8 protein-coding genes and 3 pseudogenes are annotated in these 19,532 nt (G+C 35.9%); all 11 read right to left on the reverse strand.

The window, feature by feature from the left end; translation table 11 throughout:
- Positions 1 to 225: 225 nt before the first annotated feature.
- The 11 genes and pseudogenes from tnpA to GWD08_RS03125 all read right to left on the reverse strand — a co-directional run bounded on the left by tnpA (position 226) and on the right by GWD08_RS03125 (position 19,527).
- Positions 226 to 702 (reverse strand): IS200/IS605 family transposase, encoded by a 477-nt coding sequence (gene tnpA, locus GWD08_RS03075; RefSeq protein WP_111944857.1) that lies wholly within the window; start codon positions 700 to 702, stop codon positions 226 to 228.
- A gap of 175 nt (positions 703 to 877) precedes the next feature.
- Positions 878 to 1,462: pseudogene (locus GWD08_RS03080) on the reverse strand (single stranded DNA-binding domain-containing protein); the annotation flags it as partial.
- A gap of 42 nt (positions 1,463 to 1,504) precedes the next feature.
- A pseudogene (locus tag GWD08_RS03085) lies at positions 1,505 to 9,863 on the reverse strand (helicase-related protein).
- A gap of 60 nt (positions 9,864 to 9,923) precedes the next feature.
- Positions 9,924 to 11,624 carry a DNA topoisomerase 3 gene (locus tag GWD08_RS03090; protein WP_159564156.1) on the reverse strand — a complete coding sequence of 567 codons (1,701 nt, stop codon included), beginning with the start codon at positions 11,622 to 11,624 and terminating at the stop codon, positions 9,924 to 9,926.
- A 97-nt stretch (positions 11,625 to 11,721) separates the two neighbouring features.
- Entirely contained in the window at positions 11,722 to 13,296 is a 1,575-nt protein-coding gene (locus tag GWD08_RS03095; RefSeq protein ID WP_167547762.1) for a CD1107 family mobile element protein, read from the reverse strand.
- Positions 13,277 to 13,510 carry a conjugal transfer protein gene (locus GWD08_RS03100; RefSeq protein WP_159564158.1) on the reverse strand — a complete coding sequence of 78 codons (234 nt, stop codon included), beginning with the start codon at positions 13,508 to 13,510 and terminating at the stop codon, positions 13,277 to 13,279. The genes GWD08_RS03095 and GWD08_RS03100 overlap by 20 nt, the downstream gene beginning before the upstream one ends.
- 11 nt (positions 13,511 to 13,521) lie before the next feature.
- Complete coding sequence (locus GWD08_RS03105) at positions 13,522 to 15,648, reverse strand: C40 family peptidase (protein ID WP_159564160.1); 2,127 nt, start codon at positions 15,646 to 15,648, stop codon at positions 13,522 to 13,524.
- 3 nt (positions 15,649 to 15,651) lie between these two features.
- Positions 15,652 to 18,081, reverse strand: coding sequence for a VirB4-like conjugal transfer ATPase, CD1110 family (locus GWD08_RS03110; RefSeq protein WP_159564162.1), 2,430 nt, complete (start codon positions 18,079 to 18,081; stop codon positions 15,652 to 15,654).
- A pseudogene (locus tag GWD08_RS03115) lies at positions 17,993 to 18,382 on the reverse strand (PrgI family protein). The gene GWD08_RS03110 and the pseudogene GWD08_RS03115 overlap by 89 nt, the downstream one beginning before the upstream one ends.
- Positions 18,383 to 18,385: 3 nt before the next feature.
- Positions 18,386 to 18,646 (reverse strand): conjugal transfer protein, encoded by a 261-nt coding sequence (locus GWD08_RS03120; protein WP_159564164.1) that lies wholly within the window; start codon positions 18,644 to 18,646, stop codon positions 18,386 to 18,388.
- A gap of 17 nt (positions 18,647 to 18,663) precedes the next feature.
- Entirely contained in the window at positions 18,664 to 19,527 is an 864-nt protein-coding gene (locus tag GWD08_RS03125; protein ID WP_159564166.1) for a VirB6/TrbL-like conjugal transfer protein, CD1112 family, read from the reverse strand.
- Positions 19,528 to 19,532: the final 5 nt, after the last annotated feature.

The following is a 19,532-nucleotide window of genomic DNA, read 5'->3' on the forward strand; positions in this document are numbered from 1 at the left end:
ATGCATCTGATTTCGTTTTTATCATTATATCATATTTATTCACTTTTTTCACTACAAACTTCCTTTTACGCAAACATACACCATTTGTATAAAGTCATGTACCACCAGCTAAGCTGGTGGCTTGATTAAGCCCTATAAGGGCATGGTACTGGCAGCGCTACTCGCGCTCTGAAAAACCGACAATCGCAAAACTACTACAGCGGCCATCCTCATCGGATGGCTCTTTTATTTGCTACCTTTTGCCGGCTGTCCCGTAAACGGGTCAATGTATTCTTTCATACTTATCTGCTCTGCTATTTGGTCTTCTTCTAACTGGTTTTGTATATATTTTGCTATTGCAGTTTTATTTCTTCCTACTGTATCAACATAATATCCCCTGCACCAAAAATGCCTATTTCCATATTTATATTTTAAATTTGCAAATCTATCAAATATCATCAGACTACTTTTACCTTTTAAAATCCCCATAAACTTTGATACACTCATTTTTGGTGGAATGCTTACTAACATATGTATATGATCCGGACATGCATTAGCTTCTATTATTTCTACACCATTTCTCCTACATATTTCTCTCAATATCTTCCCAATCTCACTTTTATATTTTCCGTATATTATCTGTCTTCTGTATTTTGGTGCAAAGACTATATGATATTGACACCTCCATTTTGAATGTGTTAATCTGTCTATGTCGTTTACCATGCGACACCTCCTATGATTTATTTGTTTTGCGATTGTCAGTCGATTTCATTTTATCATAGGAGTTCTTTTTTTCTTCAGAGCTAAAGCCTTTTTATCCACTGGCATAGCCAGTGGCTTTCAACGCAAAAAGAGTCGGTGCAGTCCTAAGACCACACCGACCATAAATTTATCTCTCAGCTTCTTTGGTTGCTTCTTTCTTTTCTTCTTGTCCTCTCATCTGTTCCTTTGCCTTTAGTAGCTTTGAAGAAAGTATTCTGATATTGCTATGCTCCTTGCCGTTATCATCAATGGATATTCTGATTTGTCCAAAGAGCTTAACAAAATCTCCCTGCTTAAAGTCCTTTGGAATATCACTTTTTTCTCCATAAGCGGAACAATTATGATATATCTTGTTACCTTCATCATCTTTGGATATTACGGAAAAATTCGCTACCTTGAAGGCTTCTCCGTTTTTGTTTTCCCTTTCTACTATATCGACCTCTCCAACAATATTTCCGACAATATTGATAAGATTATCCTTTTCTTCCTGAACATAAGGTAAGTCTTTTATCTGCCCCTGTTCCCTTAAATCTTCAATCATATAGTCAAATTCCTCATGCAGTAAATTAACAGTGTCATTATCCATATAAGCGTCATAGAGCTTGTCTAAAGCACTTTCATCGTTGATACCTTTTTCCATGCTTATAATCGCCTTAACGAAGTCCTTGTGGTTATCATTTGCCATATCTTCAATCTGATTTCTCATTGTTTTGTAATCCATGTTTTTGTCTCCTTTCATGGTAAAAGGGAGGTTTCCCTCCCCTTATCTTAAAATTTCCTGTTCTTTTGTTTTTTGCTTTTCTTCTGTTTTGCTTTCATTTTGATAGGCTCTTATCTGTCCTAAAATAGATGGCTTATCATCTGATTTTTGTGAGTTTTCTTCTTTGCTATGAAGATTATCCTCCACATCATAAGTGGACTCAAAATAATCACTATCCTTAAAGTCATTGTCATATCTATCAGGGATACCGTCATTATCAAGGTCTTTAGAAAGTGGATCATAAAAGTTACCTTCATCATCAATATCAAGTCCCGTTGCTGCTCTTAAATCTTCGGAATCAACATAAACCAAATCGCTAAAAGAGGACATTTCTATTTCATTTTTCATATTCCTTAGAGCTTCATTTTCTCCTTTATTCTCGTAATCAAAGCTCTCTGTTTTGATAGGAGTATCATCAATGTACTGTGTCCAAGTTTTCTCCTCTAAATCAAGTTCATATTGAATACCATGCCTTTCATCTGGTGTATTGGTATAGGCGATGCCGATATGCTTCAAATCAGGATACAAGGTATTAAATTCATCATAGCTATGATTTTCTTCGTACTCTCTGTTGCAGAAGTCGATGATTGCCCTTTTTACATCTTCTACGAGCGGATTATCATTTCTCTTTTCTTCCACTTCTCCCATATCGAGGAGCTTATTCAGTTCTGCAAGTCTTAATACCTTAGTTTTTAGCTCATCTGCTTTTTCAAAAGGCTTTTTGAGTTCTTCTTTTGCATTTGCCAGTTGTTCCTTTGTGCTAACAAGTTTTTCTTCAAGATGATTTAACTTTTCTGGCATTTTATCAATAGCATTATCCAGTCTTGTAATGTTACCGTCCGCACTTGTTCCAAGCTCTCCTGAATGACTTGCAGCACCATTTAGGCTAAAGTTATGTTCGTTGGTAAAGAAGTTATAGCTTACCTCTAAATCCATATTTCTATACTTGCCTATCACCTTGCTTTCATTGATTTTAACCTTTGAAATAGCTTCAAGCAGTCTTTCTCCAGCTAATTTCTTATCGGTAATCTTTTCTCCTGCAATGGTAATGGAAGTAAATTTTTCCTCACCTTCCGCTTTAGGCTCTACACTTGCTATATCTTTCGTAACAGCTTCTATGAGCTTTTCCGTTCTTGCGATTTCTTCAGGATAGTTTTTCGCCACCTTATCCTCTAATCTGTAACGATTAGACTTATAGTTTACTTCAAGCATTTTAAGTTTTGTAACTTCATTGTCCAAATCCATCTTTTCCTTGATTTTTGGATCTCCTGTGGCAAGTGCCTTAATCTCTGCATAGTTTAAGCTGCTTTCGTCCACATCTTCTGCCACACGAACAGGAGTCTTTGAAGTCATAATTTGAGAAATGAACTTTTGTTTATTCTCTATAGTTTGCCATAAGTATGCATCAAAAGTATTCTCTGTAACATAACGATAGATATTTACTTTCTCATTTTCATTACCTTGTCTTACAATTCTACCTGCTCTTTGCTCTAAATCGGCAGGACGCCAAGGTACATCCAAATCATGAAGTGCAATCAGCTTATTTTGTACATTCGTTCCGGCTCCCATTTTCTGCGTTGAACCCATAAGGATACGAACTTCGCCTTTTCTTACCTTTGCAAAGAGTTCATCTTTTTGCTTATCAGAATTGGCTTCATGGATAAAAGCGATTTCTTCTTTTGGTATTCCCATTGCTACAAGTTTTTCTCTAATATCATCATAAATGTTAAATTCACCATCTCCTTTTGGAGTTGACATATCGGAGAAAAGTAACTGCGTTGACTTATTTTCTTTTGTCTTATCCCAAATTGCAAAAACATTTTTAACGCAAACATTGACCTTACTATCGGGATTATCAGGAAGAAGTGGATTTATCAAACGCTGATCTAAGGCAAGTTTCTTACCGTCATTGGTGATTTTAAGCATATTATCTTCATCAGGTTCAACAACTCTATTTCTTACATCATCTACCCTTTCAGACAGGCTCTTTAAGATTTCCTTTTGTTCTTTAGATGGCTCTGTTTTAATAACTTCATAGTTAGCTTCTGGTGTAGGAAGATTAAGCATATCCGCAGTCTGAATATCTGCAACTTCCTTAAACATACTCATAAGTTCAGGCAAATTATAAAACTTAGAAAATCTCGTTTTTACTCTATATCCTGTTCCTTCAGGAGATAATTCAAAAGAACTTTGCGTTTCTCCAAAAGTAGAAGCCCAAGAGTCAAAATGCTCCAGTCCATTCTTTTTTAGGCTATCATACTGAAGATAACGCTGCATCGTATATAGCTCTGTCATAGAGTTACTTACAGGCGTTCCTGTGGCAAAGACAATACCTTTCCCACCTGTCATTTCATCCATGTAACGGCATTTCATGAACATATCAGAGGATTTAAAGGCTTCTGACTGCCCGATACCTGCAACATTTCTCATTTTGGTATAGAGATAAAGGTTCTTAAATCCATGTGCCTCATCAACAAAGAGCTTATCAACCCCTAATTCCTCGAAGGTAATAACATCATCTTTCTTAAAATCATCGTTTAATTTCTCAAGTCTTGCCTCCAGTTTTTTCTTCGTCTTTTCAAGCTGTTTTACCGTAAAGTTCTGATTTCTGTCATGCTTATATTCTTCTACATAGTTTACGATTTCATCAATCTGATCTTGAATATGCTTCTCTTGATATTCCTTACTCATAGGGATTTTTTCAAACTGCGTATGCCCGATGACAACCGCATCATATTCCCCTGTGGCAATCTTGCCGATAAATCTCTTTCTGTTCTTCGGCTCAAAGTCTTTTTTATCAGCCACCATAATGTTAGCCGACGGATATAGCTGCATAAACTCACGACCTATTTGCCCTGTTAGGTGGTTAGGTACAACAAACAAGGACTTACTGCACATTCCAAGCCTTTTACTTTCCATTGCGGAAGCCACCATTTCAAAGGTCTTTCCACTGCCTACTACATGGGCAAGTAGGGTATTACCTCCATACAAACTTCTTGCTATGGCATTTCTTTGATGAGGTCTTAAATCAATCTCCGTATTCATTCCTTCAAAAGATAGATTGCTTCCATCATATTCTCTATTGCGGATGGAGTTAAAACGCTCGTTATAAAGTTTTACAAGACGGTTTCTTCTCTCCTGATCGTTAAATATCCAGTTCTTAAATTCTTCTTTTAATAACTCCTGCTTTTGTCCTGCAAGCATGGTTTCTTTTTTATTTAAGACAGAAGTTTTAGAGCCGTCCGGATTTACAATCTGGTCAAATACCTTTGTTTCTTTCAGGTTTAAGGCATCTTCAATCAGCTTATAGGCATTTACCCTTGATGTACCAAATGTCATTTCAGCAAGGTCATTTCCTCTGTCCCTGCTTTTTCCTTCTACATTCCATTCGCTTGTAAGATTTGAAAATTTAATCTTAATATCCCATCTTGTATATCCCGGTGTTTTTAATGTTTCAAAGATGAATTTCTCAATATCTTTAATCGGTATCCAAGTTGCACCAAGACGCACATTGATTTCACTTGCTTCTAATTCCTTTGGAAGAACTTTGGTAAGCTCTGCTTTTTGGTATTCCAAGCGGTTCATTTCATAGCTTATCAGCTCCTTTTCTTTTCCGTTCTCAGCAAAACCAAGATGAAGAAGCTCTCGTTCCGTTTGTCTGAGCTTTGATAGATAGCTATCTACAATGGCAATCTTACCCCTGATATTTCCACTTAAATATTCATCTTTTGTTACATATCCATATTTATAGGAATTGCTGTCATTTGCACAGGCAAAAGGCAGATCACCAACCTCCAAGTTAAATGAAAGTGGTCTGTAAAAGTTTTGTTCTTCTATGATATTCAGGTAGATTTCCCCTCGAAGCTCTTCAATTAAAGCCGGTCTGTCTTTTCCGGTAAGACTTCCCATATAGTCAAAGTCCACATATCCTTTTTCAGATACCGATAAAACAAGGGCTTCCAAAGAAGTATCAACATGGTCTATGACTTTGGCTTTTGTAATGGTTCTTTTGGAGAAAATATCTCCCTTCGCCTTGAAGTTTTCTTCTTCATCAAGGATTTCAATGGACGATACCAAAGGGAAGTTGCTATCCTCTTTCAAGGCTCTGGTATTGCTTAGGTTATTTACAAAGCCATGCTTCTTTGAAAAGTTATCATAGACTTCATTTAATTTTTCCTGTGAAGCCTTGATTTCTTCTTCGCTAAAATCTTCTTTCTGCTTGTAAATCACATCTTTTAAGGCAGCAGTCAGCTCAAGGTAATCCTTGATTTTTTCTTTATTCTTGTCTGATACTTCCTTTTTAATAAAGAGTGAGTTTTCTCTGTAATAGACTTCATCATCAATTAAGGTATATGAGAAGTTTTTTACATCATCGGTTGCAGGAATGGATGTTACTTCATCATCTAATAACTCTATTTCTTCATACTTGGTATCTTTTGAAATTCTTTCTCCTGCAATCTCGATACGCTCCTTTAATGAAGCCATATTTATCTCTTGCCCTAAAAAAGCTATCGGTTCACAAGTTAGAGTTTTTCCAAACCTTCCGCTTACTTCACGCATAGAACCAAGCACCTGCTCAGGATGATCGACAAAGTATTTGTTATATACAAGCCCCTTTTCATCTTCCGCAAGGTGTATCCAATCCTCATCTCGCTCTAATACGCTATCTCTTTTCTTTAGGAAGATAATATCCGAAGTTACTCCTGTGCCGGCTACACCCTTAAAGGTATCGTTTGGAAGTCTGATTGCACCCAAAAATTCGGCTCTTGCTGCAAGATAGCGTCTTATATATTCCGTCAATGACTGCTTTCGGTGTGTAAAAACTCGTCAATGTAGATTCTCTTGCAGCTTCGTATTCTGCTTGTGATAGGTTATCTTTTAAGAAGGCTCTTGCCTCTTTCCACTGTCCATCCTTACTTTCATCAAAGACATCTGAAAGTCCTCCCCATCCTACATATTTTGCTAAAATTTCCTGAGCTGTAATATCAAGCTCTCGCTCTCCGCTTTCCACTCTGTTAAGCATAGAGATTGCTTCAAGGTTATTGTTTAGCCTCTCACTTGGAGATAACTTTGCAGGGAGCGTTTCTTCTGTAATCTTGAAATTATGAACTTCATTTTTCTTTATTCCTATTTCCTCAAAAGTCTTTTCGGGCTTCTCATTGGTCAGATTTTCAAAGATTCTATCAAGCTCACTTTCCTTACGATAAGGAATTACATCGGAGCCTGTAATCATACCTCCAAGATATTCGGTATTATCCTTAACTGTTACCGTCTTTAGGTTATTTCCCATATCATCAAATCTTGTGATGGTATAATCTTTCCCCTTATATCTCACTTCATCACCGATGATAAAGTCAGGTCTTTCAAGACTTATTTGGCTTAATAAATCCTCATTATCTGTAAAGGCTACAATCGGAATTTGATGATTACCTTGCCTTACAGGATCAAGCCACAAATCATTTCTTCCTGTGATGTGATTTTTGGAAATCTCTCTTACTTTGTACTCCTCATGATTAAAATAGACGGTATCGCCTTCTTTAACTGCAAACTCATCTAAAAGGCTGTCCTCTTTTTCGTTGAGCTCTACTTCTTCTTTTTCCTTTAGATAATCAAATAAGGTAGCCTGAAAAGGTTCTGCTTGTATGCTTTCTTCTACTTCTTCAGGTGCTTCAAGCTGTGTATTATTCTCCTCAAAACTTAGCTCTCCGTTAAAGACATGATGAAGCTCCTGCTCATCCATCTGCTTTTTAAGTTCACTGTCTTTAAGTTCTCTAAATGTCTTTGGAAAATCTTCTAAAACAAGCCTTTGGGCATTTAGTTCCTTTAGCTCATCAAGATTAAAATATCCCCATTCCGGTTCTATTCCAAGCACAAGACCAAAAGCATCTTTACTTTCCCTATCATATTCCGTCATATACCAAGTCCAGTTACTTCTAAATGGAATGATGTATGCTGCATGAACCTGTTTATCCGCTAAAGCTACATCCTCTTGTGCATAAAGCTCAGGCACTTTCTCAAGCATTTCATCAGTCATTAAATTATATGGATCGTCTTTAGAGTAATAGCTTGGTTCTTTTTGTTCTTCTATCTCTGCCTTACTTTCAATTTTATTTTCTTCAAGATAAAGATCTTTAGAGAGCAGCTCATCTATATGCTTTGCTACATTTGACCATGTAAGAAAAACATCGTTGCAATGATTCTTCTGTAATTTAAGCCCCTTTGCATCGTGCCATTCATCACTTCCATTTGCTCCTGAAACTGCATGAGAATGACCTCCGATTCCGTATTCATCTTTTAGGAAATTCGCTTTTTCCTGCAAGGTATGATTTTCTTTGAAAAACTTAGTAATTCGCTCTTTCCCTTTATCAACTCCACTTCCTCTTGAAATCGTAGCAAGGACTTCATCTTCTGTAATAAAGCCATGTGCCTTTGGAAATTCGGTAAGGTTAGAGGTATATTCCTTTCTTGGGAGTGCAAGCTCCTGTAATTTCTGATAAAGGCTGTCTACCTTGTGATAATGAAATCTTAGTACATCTTTGTTTTCTTTGTATCCTGCTAAAAAACGGCTGTATTCCCTAATTATGTCTTTTAGATATTGGGGATTTTTTAATGCCTCAGATAATCTTTTCGTTTCTTCCGGAAAGCCACCACCTCTTTCTATAAAGCCAAAATATCCCTGTGCTTTCCCTTCTTCGCTTAAATCATGATATAGATACCATAGCGATTCTGAAACTCTATCTCTTTCATAGTCCTGTGCTTCTAAAAGCTCTACATTTGTAGCAAATTCACCTCTATCAAGAAGCTCATTTATTCTTCTTGCAACATCACTCCAGCTTAAAATTTGCGTCATATCATCTCTTGCTGAAGTTCCATAAGCTAAATGAATGCCTTTATCCGAATACCAGGAAGATACTTCTGCTCCATTAAGAAATAAACCATTTCCGCCTCTAAAGGTATCTTTAAGGTATTCTCCTAATTCTTCTACTGTTTTTCCTTTGGAAAATTCAACAATGATAGGAAGTCTTTCACCTTCATGGTTTCCACCGTTTACAAGAATACTGTCAATATCATTTTGGGCAAGAGGTATCGTAAGTTTAATCTGTCCTAAGCTGTTTTCAGGCAAAGAAAAAGAAGCCTTGTCAGCTTCTCTTATCTCTTTATCCGTATTTTCTTTTAGATTTCCACTACTTCCTTGATTGTCATCTCTTTGAGTGCTGAAATCATCGCTTTGTACTGCGAATGGCTCTTGTCCTCTATCTGCCAAGCCATCATCAGTTTCGGCTTCTCTGCTCTCATAAACTCTATCGCTTGTTTCTGAATATCCATCAGGTGTCCCATCAGCTTCTTCTCCTTGTATAGATCCACTAACATCTCGAAGTGGCTCTGTTCCTCGCTGCTTGAAAGATAATCCAGCCTCATCACTGCGTATATCGGATTCGGATATTCCCTCATAAAGTCCATCTCTTCCTCTAACTGATTCATCGTATTCTCTTTGATTTTCTCTATTATCTCGTCCGTACTCTCTATTTCGGAAAATTCGCTCGTTTTCAATAATTCTCTCCTGATCATCTCGTCGAAGTACATTTTCTTCTACCTCCTCTAATTCTTCTTTTATTTTATTATATTCTACTTCTTTACCTCTTAAAACTTCTTTTTGAAGCTCTAACTCTTTACTTTTTTGAATGGTTGCATCAATGACTGTTCCACTAATATCCGACACCGTTTCTCCAAGGCTCATAAGAGAAATGCTGTCAAGCATTGCAAAGTTTTCCTTTAACACTTCCTTATCCACAGGATAGTCTAACTTAAATCTTGAAGCCACTGCATAACTTATCGAATCCCTCACAAATTTAGTAAAGGAAATCCTATCTTCATCGGATATTCTAAGCTCATTCATCAGACTATCTATTTTTTCATCTCCGTAAAGCCTGCTTACAGAAAAGATGTTTTCTAAGGTGCTTTCGCTTTCTTCATAGCCTTCAGCTTTTATCATTTCTTTTAATACATCTCTATGAGCTTCTTTATCAAATCTCCAAAGATTTACCTCATTAACATCTCTATTTTTTGAAACGGTCTGACTTATATCAAAGATATAGTCCACCTTTTTGTATGTGTCATAGTCCTCTAAGATTGGTATTCCTTTTTGCCCTCGCATGACTGTACGATTAAAATATTCTCTCCAGTAATCAAACTTGGCACAAGCTGTCGCTTCAGGATTTTTATCATAAATACTTAACTGACTTCTAAAATCATATCTTTGATTATTTCCTACAACTTTTAAAAGCTTCAGATATTCTGCTTCAGTATGCAGAACATCTTGTTTTATTAGCTCCAAAATGTTATGAAAATCATTTATTCGCATGTTTACCTCCTTCTTCTAATTCCCTCGATTTCGAGGGAATTGATATTCTATTCCTAATTTTTAATATTGCTTTATAACAAATTTTATTTGTCCTTCTATTTCGTTCAAAAATTCTTCTCTTGAAGATTTTCCTTGTGCAATATCCGATAACTCCATTTCCCACTTTGCGGTTGTTTCTGCCGATTTAAAAGTATCTGCTACAATCGTTATAAGGCTAATTCCTTTATGTGTGGCAATAATTTTCTTCTTATCTCTTTCAATAAACCCTTTAAAGATTAAATTTTCAATGATTCCTGCTCTTGTTGCAGGTGTTCCAAGTCCTTTTCTTTCTACCTCTACACCTTTTTCAAGTGCGTCATTTCCTGCAAGCTCCATAGCCTTTAGGAGAAGATCTTCTGTAAAATGTTTAGCCGGTAATGTGTATTTTTCTTTTATCTCTTTGTCCTTAATATCAAGACTATCACCAATCTTTACATCCAGAAGTACTGTATCTTCATTTTTCTTTTTTGAATATTCGTTTAGGTATTTGGTAAAGCCCTCATCTACAATCACCTTGCCACTACTTGTAAATTCAAATCCGTCAAATACAGCTACAATCTTTGTTGTATTCTCAATTAAAGGATACCCTACACTTGCATGTAGCTTATTTAATACAAGTTCATATACCTTCAATTCGCTTTCCGGAAGTGAAGCTAATTCCTCATTCATACTGCTTGCTGTCGGTATAATCGCATGATGGTCTGTAACCTTTTTAGAATTAAATACCGTCTTAATGCGACCTGTATCAAAATCATACTTTCCAATAATGTTGTTGATCGTACTTGTAATCATATCTTCTGTTAAGTATCTACTGTCTGTCCTGGGATAGGTAATCAGTTTTTTCTCGTATAAACTTTGTGCATAATCAAGTGTTTGTTTTGCTGAATACCCGAAATATTTATTGCACTCTCTTTGAAGCGTTGTAAGGTCAAAGGGAAGCTCAGGTTTTGTTACCTTTTCTTTTTGAATAACATCAGTAATTTCTATGGAATTACCTAATAGATTGATAAGCTGCTCTGCAACTGTCTTATCGTCAATTCTATCGGTAGAAAGAGAAAAGCCATCTAAATCAAGCTCTACTGTAAAATATTTTTCTTTCTTGAAATTTGCTATCTCATCATCTCTTTTTACTATCATTGCAAGGGTAGGTGTTTGCACTCTGCCTACACTATAATTTTGTTTATATAGGCACGAGTACAGCCTACTCAAATTCATGCCCACAAGCCAATCCGCAATCGCTCTTGCCTGTGCAGACTCAAAGAGATTATCGTAAAAACTTCCGTCTTTTAGATTATCAAAACCATCTTTAATTGCACTATCTTCCATTGATGAAATCCAAAGTCGTTTCATCTTCTTTTTACAATTTGCCTGATGATATACAAGCCTGAAGATCGCTTCTCCTTCACGCCCTGCATCGCAAGCATTTATCACAATATCTATTTCCTTATCGTTCATCAACTTTTTAAGAATCATAAATTGTTTCTTTGTGGACTTTGCAATCTCATACTTATATTCTTTTGGAATAATCGGTAAATCCACCATATTCCACTTGGCGTACTTTTCATCATAGCTTTCCGGATTTGCCATTTGAATTAAGTGTCCAACACACCAAGAAACCCTATATCCATTTCCCTCATAATATCCGTCTTTCTTTTTTGTTGCTCCAATTACCTTTGCAATAGAGATTGCTACACTTGGCTTTTCAGCAATTACAAGTTTCATATATAGTTTTCCTCCTGTTTTCAATATAAGAGGGCGAAAGATTTTACTCTCCCACCCTGTGTTTTGCACCAAATATTATATAGTTTTAGGTACAAGTTTACTCTAACTCATCATCTTCTTTATCTTGTGTTTCTGCTTCATCTGCTTCATTTTCACTTTCTTCCGCTTCTGAAAAGAAATCATCATCTTCCTCCTCAAAGCCTTCAAGCTCCTTATCTTCTTTTTTCTTAATAATCTTAAAATAATATCCTGCACCTAATGCTCCTGCTACTACAAGAATGAGAATTAAGTAGGTTCCTGTATTGTTGCTTTCTTCTTTTTTAACTGGTTTAGGCTCTTCTTTTTGTGGTTCTTCTTTAACAATCTCTTTCTCCGGTGCTTTCTTTTCTACCATATTTAAGAGATCATCTTCGGATACTTCTGTTAGGAGCATGACATTCTCACTATCCTCATCATGGTTAATGATTAGATGAAAAGGCTTACCATTTTTAGTTGTAAAGGTAACAAACTGTCTTGCATCAGCGGAATATTTATCCATTTCTTTATTATCTTTACTGTCATTATGATGAATAGGATAATCCTTATTTGCATTATCCTTATTTTCCGTAACAGTTCCTCTTGCCTTTGATGGTGCTGAAGCAACCCCCTTATTGGTATTTACATTCTTACTCGAACCGTCCATTGAAGAATCCTGACTACCGTTATTGGCAGGCTGCTTCGGCGTCAGCTTATTTGGATAACGAACTTCCTTTTCTTTCTCCTTTGTTTTATCGCTATTTGTATCTTTTGTATTTGCTCCTTTACTTTCCTGCGTAGCAGAACCTTTACCACTGCTATTTATAGATGTTTGTGGTGATACATTTCCTGTTCCTTGTTTAATCCCGGAGATAGGGCTAATCGGTGTTACAGTAGGATTATGCGTAACAGGAGCTTTACCGACCTCATTAGCCTTTTTCTCAAGATCCTTAATCTTATCAGTTAGCTTGTCTATCTCATTTTTCATATCTGCCGATAAGTCCTTATCGTCTTTGCCCTTTTCAAGTTTTTCCTTCAGCTTATCTATCTTTTCCTCAAGGTCTTTGATTTTATCCTTTTGCTTCTCGCTTAGTTTATCCTTGTCCTTAATATCCTGATTTAGCTTATCAAGTTTTTCTTTAAGTTCTTTAGACTCCTTTTCCATTTTAGAAATATCATCTTTGCTAAGCTCTGTTTGAGTTCCCTTATTTTCTGTCTTTGAAGCATTTGATTGAGAGCTTTGCTCAGATTTTGAGCTTTCATTTTCCGGTTGCGTTTCCTTATCCTTAGACTCAATCTTTGCTACTTTACGGATAATTTCATATTTACCATCACCCTTAACTTCATAAAATAGAAATTCATCAATAAATTTCATATCATCAGGAATCATCGGAAGATCTCCACTATCAAGAAGCTGTCCTTTCTCTGCCTTTATCTTTTCTTCCTTAAATACTTTTTCATCTTCAAAGATATACTTAACATTAACTTCTACTTCTATTTGAGCAACGGCTTCTATCGGATTTACAAGTGTCGTAAACAACCCTCCTTGTGCAAATACAATCTTACTACCTGCAAATAAAGAAATTACTACTCCCACTATCAAAAGCACTGCTCCAAGAATTGATCCCGCAGCCTTTTTATTCTTCATTTTTTTCATTTCCGTTCTCCTTTTTCATTTCTGATTTTTCTCTGTTTACTTTTGCCATAAGAGCAGAAATTGTAATGTTATTTTTTCTGCAAATGGCAATAATTTCTTCGTTTTCAAGTTCTTCTTCACGAATGAACAAAGGCTCCAATTCTTCATCAATCAGAGCCTTTTTATCTTTCAATTTCTTTATCCTATTTTTTACTGCTGTCAGTTCTTTTTTCAAATTGTATCCTCCTATCTTGGTCTTCCAAACCCATAAAAATGTTCTCTCCAATATGGTGAGTTAATAGAAGTATATTGAATAGGATCCCCTGCATGTATCATCATCCCTTTTCCGGCATATATACCTACATGAGAAATCGGGCTTCCACTATTATAGGTATTTTTAAAGAATATTATATCTCCTGCCTTGGCTTCACCTGTACTTACAGGATTACAGTAATCCGTATAAATTCTCCAAGCTGTTGTTCTTGGCATATTTTTAATACCTGAATGAGTAAAACTCCAACACACAAATGAAGAGCAGTCAAAATTTGACGGCCCATTTGCACCAAAAACATACCTCTTTCCTATATGTCTTTCTGCTTCTGAGAAAAGTCGTTTAACCGTTTCTTCATTGAAAGCTATTCCCGGATTGCCAAAATTAGGATTGTTTATTATTTCAGAATAATCATTACTTCCACTTCCAAAAAAGTCACTCATATTACCAAGACTTGCAAGTAATGCTTCATAATGTTTCACATTATCTGGATAATTTTGAAACACTTCTCGAACAACACTATCCATTTCTCTTTTATAAAGAGTTACAATGAGTTTCTTATACTCATAAGGTTCTTCATGGCTTTCGGTATATTCGTTTCCATCTTCATCAGTATAGGTTTCTGTAACTGTTCTGTATCTGATTTCAATTTCTTCCTTATACTCAAGCCTATACATCGACTTAAATAACTCATCTAAAATTCTACTAACTTCTGATATGCTTTTAACATCTCCACATCTCGAAGTAATGTATGATAAAAGTTCATGGGTATTATGACCAATATCTTCCTCTTTATTAACAATATACTCATCATAGCCGGGATGATTTTCTTCAACGCTTTCAAGCTCATCTTGTAATCCTTGCTCCATACTAGAAAATTGTTGGTTAATTTCTGTGAGAACATTGGGCTTTGATAAATAACTTGTTGTAAGAACTGTACTTGTAGAGTTCATAAAACCTGTCATTCCTATCCCTGCAAAGTTAATGAAGAAAGTTCCCAAAATAATAAGACCTATAAAAATAATCATAAGTCCTTTCGTTTTTCTTAATATAACTTCCTTTGAACTTTTAAGACTGCCGATAAGACCTTCCTTAATGCGATCTCTAAGTCTTGACTTATTCTGCCTTTTAATGGAATCTTTCATCTGCTTTCGCTTTTGAAATCGCTTAAAGTTATTTGATTTTTGATACTCCTCTGTCTTTTTCAGTTCCTCTTTGGCATCTCGAAACTCTAATTTGGATTTTCTCTTTCTGATTTTATAGTCCTTATTCGTAAGGTCATATCCTTTTTTTGATCTTTTTTTATCCGAATAGTTTTTAATGCCATGAATGAGTTTTGAGCTTGTATCTGCTGTCTTTTCTCCTGCCTCTACGCCTTGATTTTCATCACTTCCATGAGATAAGTAATCTCTTACTGTTTCGCTTCCTTTTGCTAAGCCTGATAAAGCAGATACTTTAGACGCCTTATTCCTAAAAGTTCTTTCCTGTTTGTTTTTCTTTTCTCTATCAAGGACAGCTTCTTTTCCGCTTTGTTTATTATCCGCCTTTTCCTTTTTGGCTTCAGCATCCTTTTTTCTGGTATAGAACTTATCGGAATAGTTTTTTCTCTTATATTTTTTCTTTTGAGTGTTTTGCTTATTTACTGGATTTCCGCTAATCTCATCTTTTTTTAATCCATCTACATCATAGGTTGACTCAAAGTAGTCGCTATCTCTAAAATCATTGTCATACCTGTCTGTGATTCCATCATTATCAAGGTCTTGCTCTAAAGGATCATAGATTTTGTCTTTCTTTACCTCAGTATCATAGTCAGATTTCCCTATTTCATTTAAAGGATTTACACTGTCTTTATCGGAAGCCCTATACTTTGCATTTCTCTTAGAAGTTCCCTCTATTTTCTCGTTTTCAGAACTTACCTTGCTTGTCTTTTCATGTACCTTGTCCTGAAATCTGTCTTTGTCATGGACAATTTTTTCTCTGTAATCATCGTTATGCTTTAGCTTACATTCTTCAGATATGGAGCTTGTTTCATCTTTAAGCATTTCTCTTTCAAGACTTGCCTTATGCCTTTCCCTAAAATCCTTTTTCAGCTTCCTATCCATAAGCTACCTCACTTCTTCAGGCTTGGTAGTCATCTTTTGATAAAGAATTGTATCTTTCGGAAACTTATCAAGGAAAGGCATAATGGTATTTCCAAAGAAAAGTAGTCCCTCACCCTCATTAGAGTTAGTTACATATCTAAGCTGAGGAAGTGAGATTTTAAGCTTTCTTGCTAAAATTTCTCTATCTCCCGAAGCCTGATTAAGCATTAATACAAAGTCCGTATTATCAAAGATATTTTCGATTTCCTTACTCATCAGTAGGTCTTTGACATTCTGCGTAATACCTGTCGGGATACCTCCCCATTTACGGAATCTTTTCCAAATCTCAACCGAATAGGAAGCTGTCTGCTCATCTTTTAACAGTAAGTGAAACTCATCTATATAGTACCTTGTAGACTTATTTCCTCTGTTTTGCGATACCTTGTTCCACACCTGATCCTGAATAACAAGCATTCCAATTTTTTTAAGCTGAGAGCCTAACTCCTTAATGTCAAAACAAAGAAGCTGCTTATTTAAGTCTACATTGGACTGATGATTAAATACATTAAGAGAGCCTGTTACATAAATCTCCATTTCCGTTGCCAACTTCTTGCCGACTTTTTCTTCCTGATTTTTTAACATATCATACAAATTTTGAAGAATCGGCATATTACAAGGCTGCGGATTTTCAAAATACTTTTCATAAATCTTAGGTAGGCATCTATCTATAACCGACTTTTCTTCTGCTGTAAGACCACTACCACCTACAACAAGCTCAAGCATCGACATAATGAAGTTTGCTTTGTCCTTTAGTGGTGCGTCACCATCTCCATAGTTCATATTTATATCTAAAGGATTGAGATAGTCCTTCGACTTACTGCTGACCTTTATGACTTCTCCCTTAAATTGTCTTACAAGGTTTCCGTATTCGCCTTCCGGATCACAGATAATCACATCGTCATCGGTTGTAAGAATGGCATTTGCCATTTCTCTTTTTGCACTAAAGGATTTACCACTTCCCGGAGTTCCAAGGATTAGACCGTTCGGGTTTTTTAACTTCTTTCTATCTGCCATAATCAGGTTATGACTTAGGGCATTTAGTCCATAGTACAAACTGTTTGCCGAGTTTATGAAAAGCTCCTCTGTGGTAAACGGCATAAAGACCGCCGTAGATGATGAGGTTAGCCCTCTATCAATTTCAATCTTATTTACCCCAAGTGGAAGTACACTGATTAAGCCCTGCTCCTGTGAGTGGTCAAGCCTTTTTAACTTGCAATTATGCTTATTGGCAATGGAGCTAATTTGAGAAATGGTGTTATCCAGCTTTTGAATTGTCCTTGCAAAGTTCATAAAAATGATGGTTACAACAAACATTCTCTCATCTCTTGTCTGTAAGTCTTTTAATAGGCTTTTCACATCTTCCCCATAGGTAATTAAATCACTTGGAAGAATGTCCATGTCATACCCTGACCTTACAGCCTTTTTGTTTTCCTCAATCTTCATCTTGTCAATATCGGTATTTTTTCTTTTGACCATCTTGATGGCTTCTGACTGCTCAATTGCCTTGATATGAAAAGAGATATTGATGTTATCATCTATATCCAAAAACTCTGACAGCATACGATCTGAAAGCTCACTTGCAAGAATTTGAAAATGACTTGCTGCTCCGATAAAATTTCCAAACTTAAAATACCTTGACGGTGCAAAGTTAAATTCATCTGGAGCAATATATGTCTTTGTACTTTCCTTTTTCTTTAAGTCCTTATATGAAAATTCAAAGGTCTTATTCGGATTTAAAACATCATGAAGTATCTTTAGCCTTTCCTCGCCGTTAAGGCTTTCTGCTCTTACTCCCATACTTTTAAAGCTTGATAATATATCTATCTCCATTCTTTCCAGTTTTGATGTTGCCTGTTCTAAATTATCCGCTTCTACTGTAAAAGTTACATATTTTGATTTTTTCAGTCCGTTATTTCCTTTTACAATCTGGCTTTTAAGCATTTCTCGAAATTCAAGACGTATATCGTCAAAACCATCTCCTTTATCCGGTATTTTAATTGCCGATTTCATTTCTTCGTTTCTTCCAAGCTGATTGATGTAAGAAAACTCAATACTAATGCTTGGATCAAATGAATTAAGAAAGTTTGCAAACTGGTTAAATATAAGATCCCTATCTTCTTCTAAAGCAAGCTGATAGTTTATATCCTCAAAGGCGATACTCTTATTAAAATGATTTTCATCAATCTGACATATCCCACTTTTTAATAGTCTAAGGTAGGGAATGGTATCTTCAACAGTATATCTTTTTGGTTCTTTCCTAAAGATAAGGTCAAGTAGCCCGCCTTTATCTTTTTTAGATTTTCCCTTATTTTGCTTTAAGTCTTGTCTTTGACTTCTTAACTTCTTTTTGTTTTGTTCTAACTTTAGCTGCTGAATCTTTCTTTTTTTGTTCAATGTAAACCTCCTTTCTCACTCTTTTTTGTGGCTGATAAAACTTATGAAGGTAAATATATTTAAAATATTTTTCAAATGTTAGTCCGTCCTTTTCAAAAAGAGTGATGAAAAATATAGGGAGAGTGGACACAATGAGAAATAAGACTGCTATATCATTAGGAACGACCTTTCACATAAATAAATAGATAGGTATTCCAATAAGTCCTGCAATCGTAAAACCTATCAGTTGTCTTTTCGTCAAGTTAAATGCCACCTTTGTTTTTACCTTCTTTAAGTCTTTGGGGATAGGTACATACGCCATAACTTACCTCCCATCTTCTTTTCCCTTTGAAAGCTCCTCGATATGCTCATATACGGAGCCGATTTCTTCCTGAATACTTGTAATCTGTTCATCTGTACTTCTGTTAAATCTTTCCTGCATTAAGCAAAAATCATTATGGCAGCGACCAATGTCTTTTGTTCTTTCTTCCAAGTCATTTACCTTGCTGTGAAGTCTGATCCTATCTATCACCGCCATAATACCTGCTCCAATTACTACTATAAATACTGTTTTTCTTTTGTTCATAGTACCCTTCCTTTCTTTTAGTGTGCATTTAATACGCTTTTGGCCAGTGTTCCGCTCTTTAACATCATTAACCCTAGCAAAACCGCATATCCAAGTATCGTAAAGGTACTTGTGTGTATATCTGTTATCTGTATTGTCTTAACTAATACTGCGTATATTCCAAGACAAACCATTAAAAAGAGTCCTTGTAAACCTATGGCAAACAATCCTTTGATATAGTTTGTTCCAATCTGTCCCCACTCTTTGTTTCCCATTGTGGCAAATGGAATGGCTGAAACGGATGAGTAAACATAAATCTCAAACATTCTTCCGTAAACCACAAGCATAATCACAATTGAAATGACCTGTATTGCCACCTTTATAAGCGAGGTTTCAAAGAGTATCATGACAAGCTCTCCAAGACCTTTATCCTTTAATCCATCTACCATTTTTACTATCTGATCTCCGGAGATAACGGCAGAAGTATTGATTACCCCTGCCGCTTTATTTACCATGTGCTGTGCCACATCAAAGACCGCCATTGAAAACTCAAATGCATGTGATACTAACCATACAGCAATCCACATCTTGATGATGTACTTGAAAAATTCAAAAGTATCTGTATCGTGCATATTGTTCTTTTGCATAACCATATTGATAAGCTCAATACAAAGGACTGCCGTTATGATTAGCCCTGCTATGGGGATGATAACGGAATCGTTAATGCTTTTGATAAAGCTGAAAACTTGTCCGTTCCACCCCATCGGTGTCTTTCCTACATCTGTTGCAATCGCACCAACTTTATCGTTGATGTCAAGAAACATAGACTCTAGGTTTGCTTGGATACCGCCCAGTAGAAGTTCTTTAAAAAATTCTTCTATTTTGTCGAATATCCCAAACATAGGCT

The sequence above is a fragment of the Streptococcus halichoeri genome (assembly GCF_009870755.1).
Taxonomy (GTDB): Bacteria; Bacillota; Bacilli; order Lactobacillales; family Streptococcaceae; genus Streptococcus; species Streptococcus halichoeri.